2 protein-coding genes are annotated in these 1,245 nt (G+C 29.6%); one reads left to right on the top strand and one right to left on the bottom strand.

Annotated elements, in window-relative coordinates:
- Nucleotides 1-395, top strand: a 395-nt coding sequence (locus tag KHW44_RS09775; protein ID WP_304068940.1) for an Asp23/Gls24 family envelope stress response protein, incomplete at its 5' end; no start/stop codon positions are given.
- Nucleotides 396-448: 53 nt separating this feature from the next.
- On the opposite strand, the gene KHW44_RS09770 is transcribed toward KHW44_RS09775, so the two are convergent.
- The coding region (locus KHW44_RS09770) for a DegV family protein (protein WP_304068938.1) at nucleotides 449-1,245 on the bottom strand (797 nt) is incomplete at its 5' end.

The raw sequence follows: 1,245 nt of genomic DNA, 5'->3' as shown, positions 1-1,245 counted from the left end.
AGGAACAAAAACACGAATCAAAATTAACTTTTGATAACTCTGTAGTTCAAAAAATCGCTGCAATAGCAGTTAGAGAAATTCCTGGTGTTTTAGATATGGAAGGTGGATTCTTCTCAGGAATTCAAGAAACTTTCGGTGGATATAATGCAACTAAAGGTATTGATGCTGAAGTTGGCGAAAAAGAAGCTGCAATTGATGTATCAGTAATATTAGAATATGGCGTATCAGCTGTAAAAGTATTCCAACAACTACAAGAAGTTGTAAAACAAAGTGTAAAGAAAATGACTGGATTAGATGTTGTAGAAGTTAACTGCAAAGTAGTTGATGTTATGACAAGAAAAGAATTCAACTTGAAAAACAAAAAAGAAGAAGAAAATAAAAGAGGATTAAAATAAACTAGATCAAACTAAATTAAACTAAATTAAAAAGGGAAGGCATCATGCCTTCCTTATTTTAATGTTACGACTGCCCCGTAGATATGAGGACCTGTATGTATAACAAAAAGACTAGAAATAGGTCTCTTATAAATTTTAACATTAGGATAGTAATCTTGTATTACTTTTTCTAATTCATCTGCATTTTCTTGTAGGTTTGAATGCATTATATAGATATTGTCTATTTGATTGTTAGCTGCGAAGTCAATTATATAATTAAGGATTTGTTGGTTGACTTTTTTTCTGCCTCTTACTGCATCTATAACTTCCAAATTTCCAGTTTTCTTGATGCAAGTTATAATTGGTTTTATGTTTAATAGATTTCCAACGACTTTACTTGAGCGTTTAATACGACCACTGGTGTAAAGATAATCCAATTTGTCTACAGTAAAAAAGAAATCTTCTTTTGTTTTTAGTTTTTCTAATTCTTTTACTATTTCTTCGAAACTTATGCCATTTTCCTTCATTTTTACAGCTTTTTCAATTAGAAAACCCATTCCCATTGAACATGATCTGCAATCTATCAAATGATATGTAATTTTATCAGAGTATAAGTTTAATATTTGTTGAAATAGATTATAAGTTCCACTAATTCCGCAGCTCATGCATGTAGCTATTATATGTGTATATCCTTCTGATATAATTTGCTCTATTTTGTCAATCAAATCACTAGCTAAGGGAAGAGAACTACTAATAGTGTTACTATTAATGTCGTTTATAACGTCATCAATATTTTTTTCATACTTATCTTTATATGTAACTTCCGAATTGTAAATGATTTGAAGAGGGACTTCTACAATATTGTATTCTT

Source organism: Finegoldia magna (assembly GCF_018371055.1).
Lineage (GTDB): Bacteria > Bacillota > Clostridia > Tissierellales > Peptoniphilaceae > Finegoldia > Finegoldia magna_I.
Note: the sequence above shows the minus strand (reverse complement) of the source record. Positions and strands in the feature narration are given on the sequence as shown.